The organism is Salsuginibacillus kocurii DSM 18087, assembly GCF_000377705.1.
GTDB classification, from domain to species: domain Bacteria; phylum Bacillota; class Bacilli; order Bacillales; family Marinococcaceae; genus Salsuginibacillus; species Salsuginibacillus kocurii.
In genome coordinates this window covers 266,811-279,767 of the sequence record NZ_KB898623.1, presented here as the reverse complement: position 1 = coordinate 279,767, position 12,957 = coordinate 266,811, and the positions used below count along the sequence as shown (strand labels likewise).

11 protein-coding genes and 1 riboswitch are annotated in these 12,957 nt (G+C 41.0%); of the genes, 8 read left to right on the top strand and 3 right to left on the bottom strand.

Annotated elements, in window-relative coordinates:
* Positions 1-31 precede the first annotated feature (31 nt).
* Complete coding sequence (locus D469_RS19395; RefSeq protein ID WP_018921575.1) at positions 32-1,012, bottom strand: LCP family glycopolymer transferase; 981 nt, start codon at positions 1,010-1,012, stop codon at positions 32-34.
* A gap of 468 nt (positions 1,013-1,480) precedes the next feature.
* On the opposite strand from D469_RS19395, the gene D469_RS0101435 reads away from it, so the two are divergent.
* The 3 genes from D469_RS0101435 to D469_RS0101425 are packed head-to-tail and all read left to right on the top strand — an operon-like array spanning position 1,481 to position 3,282.
* Positions 1,481-2,182: a DUF1538 domain-containing protein gene (locus D469_RS0101435; protein ID WP_018921574.1), complete on the top strand. Its 702-nt coding sequence runs from the start codon at positions 1,481-1,483 to the stop codon at positions 2,180-2,182.
* The gene (locus D469_RS0101430; RefSeq protein ID WP_018921573.1) at positions 2,175-2,906 is read left to right on the top strand and encodes a DUF1538 domain-containing protein; all 732 of its coding nucleotides are present in this window, start codon (positions 2,175-2,177) and stop codon (positions 2,904-2,906) included. The genes D469_RS0101435 and D469_RS0101430 overlap by 8 nt, the downstream gene beginning before the upstream one ends.
* Before the next feature lie 16 nt (positions 2,907-2,922).
* A complete protein-coding gene (locus D469_RS0101425; protein WP_018921572.1) occupies positions 2,923-3,282 on the top strand; it encodes a P-II family nitrogen regulator in 360 nt (119 codons plus the stop codon).
* A 381-nt stretch (positions 3,283-3,663) separates the two neighbouring features.
* On the opposite strand, the gene D469_RS0101420 is transcribed toward D469_RS0101425, so the two are convergent.
* On the bottom strand, positions 3,664-4,368 hold the full coding sequence (locus tag D469_RS0101420; RefSeq protein WP_018921571.1) for a DUF4328 domain-containing protein: 705 nt from the start codon (positions 4,366-4,368) through the stop codon (positions 3,664-3,666).
* Between the two features lie 240 nt (positions 4,369-4,608).
* Here D469_RS0101420 and D469_RS0101415 point away from each other — a divergent pair, with 240 nt between their 5' ends.
* From D469_RS0101415 to D469_RS0101400, 4 genes are all read left to right on the top strand, one after another.
* Entirely contained in the window at positions 4,609-6,138 is a 1,530-nt protein-coding gene (locus D469_RS0101415; RefSeq protein WP_018921570.1) for a BCCT family transporter, read from the top strand.
* 239 nt (positions 6,139-6,377) lie between these two features.
* Positions 6,378-6,541, top strand: a riboswitch (M-box (ykoK) riboswitch).
* 223 nt (positions 6,542-6,764) lie between these two features.
* The gene (gene mgtE / locus D469_RS0101410; RefSeq protein ID WP_018921569.1) at positions 6,765-8,129 is read left to right on the top strand and encodes a magnesium transporter; all 1,365 of its coding nucleotides are present in this window, start codon (positions 6,765-6,767) and stop codon (positions 8,127-8,129) included.
* A 252-nt stretch (positions 8,130-8,381) separates the two neighbouring features.
* A complete protein-coding gene (locus tag D469_RS0101405; RefSeq protein ID WP_018921568.1) occupies positions 8,382-9,191 on the top strand; it encodes an undecaprenyl-diphosphate phosphatase in 810 nt (269 codons plus the stop codon).
* 399 nt (positions 9,192-9,590) lie between these two features.
* Positions 9,591-11,006: a phospholipase D-like domain-containing protein gene (locus D469_RS0101400; RefSeq protein ID WP_018921567.1), complete on the top strand. Its 1,416-nt coding sequence runs from the start codon at positions 9,591-9,593 to the stop codon at positions 11,004-11,006.
* A gap of 11 nt (positions 11,007-11,017) precedes the next feature.
* On the opposite strand, the gene D469_RS0101395 is transcribed toward D469_RS0101400, so the two are convergent.
* Positions 11,018-11,671: a potassium channel family protein gene (locus D469_RS0101395; RefSeq protein WP_018921566.1), complete on the bottom strand. Its 654-nt coding sequence runs from the start codon at positions 11,669-11,671 to the stop codon at positions 11,018-11,020.
* Positions 11,672-12,104: 433 nt separating this feature from the next.
* Between D469_RS0101395 and D469_RS0101390 the strand changes: the two genes are divergently transcribed.
* A complete protein-coding gene (locus D469_RS0101390) occupies positions 12,105-12,842 on the top strand; it encodes a YwaF family protein (protein WP_018921565.1) in 738 nt (245 codons plus the stop codon).
* The last annotated feature ends 115 nt before the right edge of the window (positions 12,843-12,957 follow it).

Below are 12,957 nucleotides of genomic sequence, written 5' to 3'. Positions count from 1 at the left end.
AAGCAAGCAGAAGGTTCATTGCTGCTGTGCCTCATTCACTTCGGTCTTGGTGACGTTCTAGTTTTAATCTTGCTCGCTGCTGCTCGCGGTCTTCAACGATATAGTAGTAAGAATTATTTCGGTATTCATCTATGCCTTCAAGCTCAATCGTTTCAATATTGTCAACTGCAGAGCGGTAGTCTTCGAAAACAGTTTGCATTTCATCAAAAGCCATATTCGTAGATACATTTTCTCCGAGGATGTCAATAATATTACCGGCTTGAAAGACAGATTGGATTGAAAGAGCTTCTTCCATAATTGCTTCCATTACTTGCTGTTGTCTAGCGTTCCGTCCAAGATCACCACGTGGGTCTTGCTGACGCATTCGTACATAATGAAGGGCCCGCTCGCCGTCTAATTCAATGTTGCCTTCATCATAATGGTACTTTTGATCATTAAATTCATCCGTCTCCGAGAAGGCGAATTCATTTTCAACTTCGATATCACCGATTGTATCGATAATATCTCGAAACCCATCCATGTTAGCTGAAATAACATAATCAAACGAATGATCCAGAAAATGTTCGGTCGTCTCTCTTAGTAAAGAGATGCCTCCGTTAGCATACGTGTGATTCAATTTATCCATTTGTCCCGTCTCTGGGTTTTCAACTAGCGTGTCACGAGGAATATTAAACATGAGGACAGAGTCATCGAGAGGGTTAACCGAAATAGCCATTACGGCATCTGCTCGTCCTGGGTCGTCTGGGCGGTCACCAATGCCAGCAAGCAGGAAGGTTATTGGTTCTGTTGCAGTGGTAAGAGAATTGCTCTCTTCCTCAGTAGATGTGTCTTCTTCTTCAGAATCGACTAAAAGTTCCTGGGTCGTTTCATCTTCTTCTTCAAAAGATTCATTCATCGTATGAACTGCTTGTTCGGCAGATTGATAAAGATAAACAGCATAGGCCCCCGTACCTGCTACTAAAAACAGAAGTAAAGTGCCTAAGATGATGAGGAGGGTTTTAAATCGGTTCATGGAAGGGTACTTCCTTTCTGGAAAGTTCAACTTGTAAGCAATCATGATCATAAGTAGATTCCTAGTTATTATAGCGGTAGTTTGTGGAAAGGGTCAACGAGGTTGTTAAAGTTTTAAAATTTATCTTCTTTTCCAAATGACTCTGTTAACGAATAGTGTTGAGGTTTCTGCTATGGTCCTTTTCTATGGGAGGCGTGCGAGTTTTTCAGGCTGGGGCAGCCAGACTCGCTTTTCCCGCCATGAGCACAGCAATTCGCGAAATATCAACGATCGTTATTACCCACGTCGTTAACAGATCCTTTCAAATTAGAACATATCCAATTTTTAAAAGTAATACGAGCCAGGGTTCAATTATTTGTTAATTATGCTAGTACCACTGGTAGTGATAGGAAGGTTTGACTTCTTACCTGAAGTGGTTGACCGTTGCTATGATGGTAAGGGAATTGGCGTTGGCAGAAGGAGGGAATAATGGGTACATTATTAAAAGAAATGAAAGATGTTATCTCTGCAATTGTCCCAGTTACATTAGTTGTTGTCATTTTGCAAATGATTTTTGTTAGTGCTGAATGGCAGGCTATACTTCAATTTGTTATCGGTGCCTTCATGACAATTACTGGACTGGGATTATTTATTGGAGGAGCAAAAATGGGTCTTTTGCCGATAGGTGAGAAATTAGGCTCTAAATTACCTGAAAAAGTTTCCTTCCCCTGGATTATAGCTTCAGGATTTTTGCTCGGTTTTGTAGTGACTGTCGCTGAACCGGATGTTCGTATCCTCGCTTCACAAATAGACGATGCAGGGGAGCAGTTTGTGTCAGATGGTTTACTTATCGGGGCTATTGCGCTGGGCGTAGGTATATTTGTTGGTATAGCTTTTATACGAAAAATCTTTCAAATCCCGTTAATTTATATGCTTATCCCTTCATACGGAGTAGTGTTTTTATTTGCAACGTTTGTCCCGGAAGAATTTATTGCCATCGCCTTTGATTCCGGAGGCGTAACGACCGGGCCGATTACAGTACCTTTTATTTTAGCGTTAAGCATTGGGGTGGCTTCCGTATTAAGAGGTAATAAAAATGAGTCTTCCTCAGATAGTTTTGGTTTGGTGGCAATGGCATCGATTGGCCCTATTCTTGCTGTTTTAATTTTGGGGGTGCTTTTCTATGACTGAGGAGCTCGTGATCTTTGAAGGGTTGCTTGATGAAGTGCTTGAGGTTCTTGGCGCATTGGCTCCTATGCTTGCTCTTTTATTTATTTTCCAGGTGGTTTTGGTTAAATTGGAATGGCAGGAAGTGTATAAAGCGCTAGTTGGGATTTTAATGGCGGTTATTGGGTTTTCACTATTTCTACAGGGGGTTCATATTGCATTTCTGCCCGCTGGACAAGATATTGGTGCCTCAATTGGAGTCCTGGAATTCAATTGGATATTGATTCCAATTGGTTTTTTACTTGGGGTAGTAGCTACTTCGGCAGAGCCGGCAGTACGTGTGTTAACCTATGAAGTAGAAGAAGAATCAAGCGGATCTATAAGAAGCAAAGTACTGTTATTTACCTTAGCTCTTGGCGTTGGCTTGTTTGTGGCCATTGCAATGGCTCGTATTTTGATCGGCTTTCCTCTTTGGTGGGTATTGCTCCCTGGTTATGTGCTTGCCTTTATCGGCGCATTTTTTGCAGATCGCAAGTTTGTCTCCATTGCCTTTGATTCAGGGGGCGTTGCAACAGGACCGATGACTGTAACTTTCATCATGGCTATGGCCATCAGTGTCGCTGGTTCATTGGAGGGCAGGGACCCGTTTATGGAAGGGTTTGGGCTTGTAGCTCTTGTTGCTTTGGCACCTATTTTGTCTGTGACTGTCTTAGGAATATTATATAAACAAAAGAAAACATCATTATAAGGAGGAGCGAACAGTTATGGGTGTAGATCCGAATGTTTCATTAATGGTAACGATAGTAGCGAAAGGGAAAGCTTCAAAACTGGTGAAAGCGGCAAAAGACCATGGAGCTGAAGGAGCCACTATTTTAAATGGAAGAGGCACCGGAATTCATGAGTACAAGAAATTATTCGGAATGGAAGTACAGCCAGAAAAAGAAATCATTTTGATACTGGTGCCTGATTCTAAAATAGAAGAAATTCGTGATGCCTTACGAGAGGAAGGAAATCTTGATGAACCCGGTACCGGCATCGGATTTGTGGTAGAAACGAAATATTTATTCGGCATCAATCATGAACTAAGCGGCACAGATCAAAACCAGGAAGAAGAGTTAGAATAAAGGCTCTGTTAATAAGCCTCTTTTTTCGCAGGCTCGCTTTTCCCGTTAGAGGCCGGTCCTTTCCGGTATATGAACGATCTTTATTAACAAGGCCTTTAATAGGCAGATATAAAAAGCAGGAGGTAGCCCAAAAGGTTCGCTTAGGGAATGAAAAGTGGCCTGCAGCCGGAATATGTGAGGCGCCTGCAGGCAGAGTGATTAAGTAAAAGTCTCGGTGTGAGTGTGTTTTTAGATGCGCTTCCTGCACCAAAAAAAGACACGGCAACATCAACCGTGGGGAAGCCGATGTCGCACGTATACCGCATATGCCAGGGCTTTTGCAGGAACTAACTTGGGCCAGCGGCCTTGGCTTGTGGTGTTTGTTTGATGAAGAGTTGCTTCTTATGTTGAAGAAATTTTAAGCTTTTCAGCGAGCCTTTCTTGGATTGTGGTCAAGCGGCGAATGATGAGAATGAAGAAAATACCTGAAATAATTAATACCAATTCAGAAACAATGGTTGTTTGTACGTCAATGAGGATTAGACCAATTGTTTCTTCCTCTGTATTTAATGCTGCTGGACTCATCACAAGAGCTGAAAAGACAAAAGCAAGCCACCAGACAACTACCATCCATTTTCTCTCTGGTTCTGCGTCTAGGTTATGGGCTTCAGCTGTTCGATAATGGTTCCTATATAAGTGATACATAGAAATTAAGGGAAGTACAAAATTCACAAGCGGTATGAAATAAAAAGCAACCGCCCATCCTGGGGCATAGATAGTTCCCTCTATCGTAAGTGCACGAGCATTTTGGTGAATGCGATAAAGCCAGAGAAGTACAAATACGGCAGAGAGAATAAAAAAGGCTGTGCGCGGTAAATGAATAAGTAAGACACCTATACTTACCATTGCTAATTCTCCGTCTGTTAACACCTCGAGTGTTGCACCTTCATCGTATTGGTGGTAGATTCCCCATTCATAGAAACTAAAAATGATGGAAAATAAGGAAAAGGCCATCGCAATAAGTAAGAAAATGATGGCGTTTTTACGCCTAGATGATGCATTTTGGTATTTATACTTTTCAGCTGAAGTATTCTGAGCGTCCTTCATTGCAAATTCTCCTTTATATTGTGATTAACATAGGGCACAAAACTATAATTAATCTTACAGTTTGACTTTGTAACTGTAAAGCTAGAGAAATAAAAGAGAGACGGTTAACAAAATCTTCATACTTCAGCAGCTTGATGAACTGTCTAATGAGAAATAGTAAATACCATGTTCAAAAAATATGGAAAATGGGAAAGAGATGAAATAGTGTAGAGGAAATGTCGAAGTAAAGGGAGGATTAATGTGCCATATCGATATCAGTCTGGTCCTACAAGCATCGTATTTATCGTTGCAGCAATTATTGTCATCTTTATTGCGGGCTGGGGCTTTTTCTTCCCGGAGCATATGGAAGGAGTCACCTCTTTTTTACTAGACCAAGTCATTGATTTGTTTGGCTGGTTATACGTTATGGCTACGAGTGTATTTCTTGTTTTTTGTTTATACTTAGGTGTTGGGCCATATCGACATATGAAGTTGGGCAAGCCCAGGGACACCCCAGAGTATTCCTTTTTCACGTGGATCGGAATGTTGTTTGCAGCTGGAATGGGGGTAGGGCTTGTTTTCTATGGGGTCTCAGAACCGATGTCTCATATGGTGAATCCTCCAGGTGGAGAAGAAGCAAACAGTCAGGAAGCTGCCGAACAAGGTTTGTTATATGGTGTTTTTCATTGGGGGCTGCAACCTTGGGCCATATACGCAATTGTGGCTTTAGCATTAGGATTTGCCAAGTATCGTAAAAACTTACCAGGGTTAATTAGTTCAGCATTTTACCCAATATTAGGAGACCGTATCTATGGAGGATATGGAAAAGGGATTGACCTTATCGCTACTATCGGAACAACAGTTGGTATAGCTACTTCTTTCGGGTTAAGTACGCTTCAGTTCAGCGGAGGATTAGAAGAAGTATTTGGCATTGAAAATCAAACAAGTACACAGCTGATCGTGGTGGCAACGGTGACAGTATTGTTCCTAACTTCGGTGGTTACTGGGATTAATCGGGGTATGCGTTACTTAAGTATTTCTAACTTGGGCTTAATGGGCATTTTGATGATAGTTGTTTTAGCCTTGGGACCCACGTTATTTTTATTGGAGCATTTAAGCTTGACCTTGGGGCAATATGCTAGCAGTATAGTGCAGTTAAGTTTTGAGACAACACCTTATACTGATAATGAATGGATGGGGGAATGGACCTTTTTCTACTGGGCTTGGGTTATTTCATGGAGCCCCTTTGTAGGCACATTTATTGCACGTGTGTCTCGAGGGCGCAGTGTGCAGGAATTTATTTTGGGTGTATTGTTGGTACCAACTTTGGTTACGGTAGTTTGGTTTAGTATTTTTGGCGGCACCGGCATTTATATGGAACTAATGCAAGGGGCCGGGTTTGCTGAGTCTATCGCTGAAGCTCCCGAGAATGGCTTGTTTCTTGTTATTCAGTCGCTTCCACTTGGTGAGTTGTTAAGTATTACAACACTCATTCTCATTTTGATATTTTTTATTACCTCTGCCAATTCAGCAACGTTTGTACTAGGTGTTTTTTCTTCGAATGGAAGCTTAAATCCAAGAAACAGTATAATGGTGGTGTGGGGGCTGCTTATCTCTTCAATTGCAGCGTCGCTTCTAATAAGCGGTGGACTTGATGGCTTGCAGGCGACTGCCATATTATCAGGCTTACCATTTACACTTTTGATGTTTGGGATGATTGTTTCAATTCATAAGGCCTTAAAAGCAGAAGGCGAAGAAAAGCATAAAGTAGAAAAACAAGAAGATTGGTAAGATAAAAAATAAACGCGTTTGATGTAAGCAGGCCACGGATATTATAAATGCATGGAGAATTGAAGTGATCTCGGCAAACCCCCGCACATGCAGCTGATGCTTTGAATATAACAAAGTAGTTAGCTCTAAGAAATGGATTATGCCGAGTACTGAAGGGCAGAATGAATAAATGTAACTTTTTCCTGGAAGGATGTTGACGTAGAGTAAAAGTCTCTGTATAGTACACAACGGATTACAAACGTATACCTCGTTAGGTGAGGCTCCTGTACGGAGAGAAGCTGCTGCCCAAAAATGTCCAAAGACGCCAATGGGTCAACTGGAACCATCGACATAAGGTGGTTTCTAATGCAGCTGGCTTTGTCCTATGCCGTGCAGTGCTAAAGCTCTACGAATGAGGAGGGAATCTTTTACCAGATTCCTGTTTTGACATGCAATTCAGCGTGCCCTCATTCACCAATTGAGGAGCACGCTTTTTTATTAGATCTTTTGAGGAGGTGAGAGGGGTACATGGACAGTTGTACATCTGACAGGAGTAGGTGTATAAAAAAAGAAATACAATCACACGACTGGCGGCCCCTCTGGCTCTCATAAGAGGATAAGCTGCCCAGTAGAAAGAGGGTGAGCGAATGGTTAAGTTAAATGAAAAAACACGGGAAGAATACACTCAATTATTAATAGAGCTTTTGTCTGCGGAAGATAAGGAAGGGTTCCGGGAAAGGTTTTTGGATTTGCACCCGGTTGACCAGCTTGAAATATTTCAGCGCCTCCAACAGGAGAGCCGGGGTCGTTTAATCTCATATTTAAATCCTTCGGAATTTGCTGAAGTATTTGAAGCGTTGGAAGCAGAGGAACAGAGAGAAGTAGTAAAGCAGCTGGATGATTCGTATGCAGCTGAAATGTTTAACAATATGTATGCCGACGACGTGGCCGACTTTCTTGGCGAACTAAAGGAAGAAACGGCAAAAGATATATTAGAAGCCATGTCTGATGAAGATGCAGAGGATGTCAAAGAGCTGCTCCAATATGAAGACGAAACAGCCGGGGCGATCATGACAAAGGAATTCATCTCATTAGAAGCTTCTGAATCGGTTTCTCACGTTCTAGAAAAGCTACGCAGTAAAGCTCCCGAAGCTGAGACCATCTATTATTTATACGTGGTTGACACCAAGGGCAAACTCGTAGGGGTGACCTCTCTTCGTGATTTAATTACAGCTTCTCCGGACGAATTGATAGAAAATATTATGAGCAGCAGGGTTGTTTCGGTCCATGTTAATACAGACCAGGAAGAAGTCGGTCAACTGATACAAAAATATGACTTCCTCGCAGCTCCGGTTGTAACTCATACTAATGAGTTAATCGGAATTGTAACCGTGGACGATGTGATGGATATTTTGGAACAAGAAGCGACAGAAGACTTAGGAGAATTTACAGCCGCTCGTGGAGCAACGGACGTAAATGTAACTGCTTTTGATGCAGCGAAGAAACGAGCGCCATGGATTATCATGTTAATGTTTTTTGGAATGATCACTGCAGGAGTAATCGGCCAATTTGAAGAGACATTAGAGCAAATTGTCATTTTGTCTGCCTTTATACCACTCATAATGGATTCAGCAGGTAATACAGGAACGCAGTCACTTGCGGTAGTCGTACGTGGCTTAGCGCTTGGCACACTTGAGAAAAAAGGATTAGGAAAAACACTCGCACGAGAATTGGGCACTGGCATGATGATAGGCATTATGTGTGCTGTCGTGCTTGCTGTGGTTATTCCTTTATTATATGACGGTAATATCGTACTGGCCTTTGTTGTTGGTATCTCGATCTTTTTATCTTTGAGTATAGCAACCGTTATTGGGTCTATTGTGCCGCTTATTATTCACAAATTGAAATTAGATCCAGCGATTGCTTCTGGTCCATTTATTACGACTGTGAATGACATTTTAGGTTTATTGATTTATTTTTCAATTGCTACTTCTTTGCTTCACTACCTGTAAAGGCAGAGGGAGAGACGAGAAGAGAGGTGCGCTATATTGGGGGTTATTTCCTGTTCATGTATAATTTCTAGCAATAGTCATGAAAATGAAACAAAACAAAAAGCCCTTGTCGCGACACTCATGTTATATTACGATATGTGAGGAGTTCCGGAGATTATGTTCTCCGGACTTTTCTATTTCCTAAAAGCTTTTATTTGTTAAGCTGGGGAATGATAAGACACAGAGGAAGAGTATGAAAGGGAGACTGAAGAAATGGACATTTTGCAAATTCTTCAATACATATGGCTAGGGATTGTGCAAGGATTAACTGAGCCTTGGCCAGTTTCATCAAGCGGCCACCTGGTTATATTTTCACATTTTTTTGATTTGCGTGTTCCAGACCTGCATTTTGAAACATTTTTAAATGGAGCTTCTTTATTAGCTGTCCTGATTATATATCGCAAAGATTTGTCAGAAGTTGCAGTAGGTACAGTTCGCTTTGTTGTTATGCGGCAGCCGGAATATCAAAGGTTTTACCGTTTAACTTTGATGCTTGTGATTGCTACTATTCCTGCTGTCATTATCGGTGGCTTATTTGCCGATGAAATAGGCGGAGAGCTGACTACCTTAACATCAGTAGCACTGGCTCTCTTCGCTACAGGGACGGCTCTTTGGCTGATTCACCGGCTGAATGGCCATAAACAAGAAGGAGATATTTCCGCAACGGATGCGATTATTATTGGGGTCGCCCAGATGGCTGCATTAGCCCCTGGTATTAGTCGTTCAGGCGCGACAATTGTGGCAGCGATGGCTCGTAAAATTGAACCAACGACTGCATTGAAATTTTCTTTCTTCCTCTCGATTCCTGTCAGTGTTGGAAGCTTGGTATTATTAGCTCCTGAAATATATGTGGCTTGGACGACGCCTGACCAAACACTTTTATATACGGTATCATTTATTGTGGCTACTCTGGTCTCGTTAGTGGCTATTAAAGTTCTAATTGATGCGGTAGCTTCCGGGAAGTTGCTTTATTTTGCCATCTATTGCTTTATTGTTGCTATTTCTCTTCTCGTGTTCTCATAACATAAGTGTGACCCCAAGGATGCGCTGTTTCAGTGCATCTTTTTTACACGGTAAGAATGTATAATTTTTGAAGGGAGCGGTATACGTGCAACTACGGCTCAGCCTACGCCGTAGGCTTGGCTTTGCCAAGTTTTCTTTGTAGAAAAAATGTCTACTAAATTTTTAACAGACCGCCGATTCTTGGGCATGTGTACTTTTGTCTGCTGATAGAAATGCTTATAATCTTCCTATTCTAGTACGGTATAGAGAATTAGAGATTAAACAAAACAATACTTACTGACGCCCCTCCTTTTTTCTCGGGAGAATTCGGTTATCTTCCTTTCTAAAAAGGGAAACAAAATACAATAAGTGTTTCTTCACTCACAATTTGAAATAGAATTTGGCAGGGGAGAGTAGGACATGAAGAGAATTGTAAGACGTGGATTATGTGTTTGGACAGTGGTTGTAATGGTATTTGGAATGTATCGCCCGCTTAAACCCGGATTATCATTCGAAGGGTCTCTCCGTTATCCGGAGCAGGTTGAATGGGCTTATAATATTAGCTATGAGCAAAATGGAAAACGAATGTGGAAGGCTGATTTGTTTCATGCTCAATTGGAATTTATCCGCAGAGCTGAGCACTTTTTAGTGGTAGATATGTTTTTGTTTAATGACTATTATCGTGAAAATAAACAGTACCCAAAAGTAGCAGATCCGTTAACGGAAACCTTAATTCAAAAAAAGAAAGAATCACCTGATATGAACATTATTGTAATAACAGATCCTATTAATACTTTATATAATTCTCATCCTTCTCCTCACCTTGAACAGCTCAAGAAAGCAAATATTGAAGTTAGTGTGACACATCATGTGCCGATGCGTGATTCAACGCCTCTTTATTCAGCCTTATGGCGGAGTTATTTTCAGTGGTTCGGACAAAAAGGGCCGGGCTGGCTTCCTAACCCGTTAACAAAACGCCCTTATAAGACTACTTTGCGATCCTATTTGAAGCTTCTGAATATTAAAGCCAATCATCGAAAAGTGATGGTTTCTGAAAAGGGGGTATTTGTAAGTTCAGCCAACCCACACGATGCCAGTGCTTATCACACGAATGTAGGTTATATTGTAAAAGACTCGGGCCTGATTAAAGATACATTACTATCGGAAAAAGCTGTAGCAGAGCTTTCCGGTTCTGAACTTTACTGGCCAGTTTTACCGGCAGAGAAAATACATAGTAAGAAGAATTGTGGAATGGTGCAACTCGTAACCGAAGGGAAGATCCGACGAAAAACGCTTCAGTTGATCCGCACGGCCCGAAAAGGTGAGGAGTTATTCATGATGACTTTATATGTATCAGATCTGGCTGTCATTAAGGAATTAATTTCAGCGGCGAACCGAGGAGTGAACGTTCGTATTATTTTGGACCAAAACCAAGAGGCGTTCGGGTGGAGGAAAATCGGCTTGCCCAACAAACCTGTAGCTGAAAAACTTGTGCATGAAACAGACGGAAGAATTCAAATCCGCTGGTACGAGACAAAAGGAGAACAATTCCATCCAAAATGTATTATGAAAACGACTAAAACAGAATATGAATGTGTGTCAGGTTCAGCTAATTTCACACGCAGAAATTTAAAAGATCTCAACATTGAGACAGCTCTGTACATGAAAGGGGAGAAATCTATCTCTTATTTAACAAGTAAGAAGGAATGGATGGATGCCTTATGGAAAAATGAAGGAGGAAGTTACACCTCACCTTTTGCTCGTCATCGCAACCGCTCACTTTTATTAAAAGGCATCTTTTATATTCAAAAATATACAAACTTATCTACGTATTAAAGATAGATATATTAAGTGAAATCTTCAAAACGTTTAAGGTCTTGTTTGCGTCCCACTACAATCAAAATATCATTTGTCATAATTTGATCATCTGGCATCGGAGTGATATTCATTTCTTTTGCTCGTTTAATTGCTAGAATGGTCACTCCAAACCGAGCGCGAACATCGAGTTCCGCTAAGGTTTGGGCATTTAATTTGGCTGAAGCTTTAATTTCAACAATTGAATAGTCAGCGGATAGTTCAATATAATCCGTTACTTTATCTGAAACAAGATGTCTGGCAATTCGCGCTCCCATGTCGTGTTCCGGGTGAATGATATGGTCGGCTCCAATTTTATCAAGGACTTTGTGATGATAATAGTTTTGAGCTTTGACCCACACATTCTTAATATCTAAATCTTTTAATAAGAGTGTACACAAAATGCTTGCTTGAAGATTATCCCCAATAGCGACAATAACATGATCAAAATTACGAATGCCCAGGTTTTTTAATGCTTTTTCATCTGTGCCGTTTGCTACGGCACTGTGGGTAACAATTTCAGAAATTTCATTCACTTTGTCCTCATTGCTATCAATGGCAAGCACTTCGTGGCCGAGGCGATGCAATTCATTGCATACACTAACACCGAATCGCCCAAGGCCAATAATTGTAAATTGTTTTTTCATTGCGCACCACCTATTTTTCCAATGGAATGATTAGTAGTTAGGGTTCGCTAAGAAGCGTTACTAAGAAGGCGTGTTTTTTAAAAGGTTGTTGCTTTTAAAAAAGGAAAGGTTTTTAAAATTCACTGCAGGCGGGTGCTTTCACCACACGCCTAAGTGTGACATCGGCTTGACTTTCATGCGATTGGCCTCGCCGTGTACTCATTGCCGCGGGCAGTGCTTGTCTCCCACCGGATAGCCCGTCCTATGGTAGCTTTACCTGTTGTTTTCCGCCTCACCGCTGCTTGATATTTTTTAGGTTTTGTGCAAACCACAACTTTTAAAAAACAGCTAAATGAACAGGGGTGTTGTTTAACCTGTTTATATCATTGGATCTGAATCTTTACGTACTTTACGCTTTAAGTTCATGCTTGTCAATAGGGAAAGGAGGGAGGGGATGGATCATCCATTTATACGTTTAGAAGGTACAGAGGAAAACTTTCAAATGTTTGGGATCGATCATTTGCTCGTCTTGGTTGTAATCAGTTTCATAATACTTTGTTTGTATATTCTGCGAAAAAGTATTCGAGAAAAGAGCGCCCTAAAGAATGCAATGAAAGTGGGGATGGCTTTTCTCCTTTTAGTGATGGAAGCGTTTGTGCAGCTGTGGTTTTGGGATACTGGCTCATGGGATGTTACATATGCATTGCCTCTTCATATAAGCAGTATTACACTCTTTTTAGCAGTAGTAGTCTTGTGCACTCGCAATAAACTGCTATTTGAATTGCTTTTTTTTATTGGTTTTTGGAGTGCTTTATTCACACTAATTACACCGGACTTGCAGCGTTTTGCTTTTCCGCATGTGCGCTTTTTCCACTTTTTCATAGCTCATGGTTTAATTTTAATTGTTCCTCTTTTTATGCTGTGGGTAGAAAATATGCGCCCTCGTGCCAATGCCTGGTGGAAAGTGTGGCTTATATTAAATGGCTACGCCTTATGTGTTTTTTTCGTAAACATTGAGATAGGGAGCAATTATTTATACTTAATGAGCAAGCCTGCAGGCACTACTTTTCTTGACTATTTCGGCTCCTGGCCCAATTATCTGTTTGTTTTACAACTGTTTATACTGATGTTATTTATGCTTTGGTCCAAGCTTTATCCTTATATTCTTATACCTAAAGAACGTCAGGATTAAATAGGAAATCTTAGTTCGAAAAAGGAGTGTGGGAGAGAGGGAGCATAGTAATTTTTGATAAAGTCAAGTAGGCGGTGGAAAGACTGAGGAAGGTTATTTATTATCAGAAGAGGTT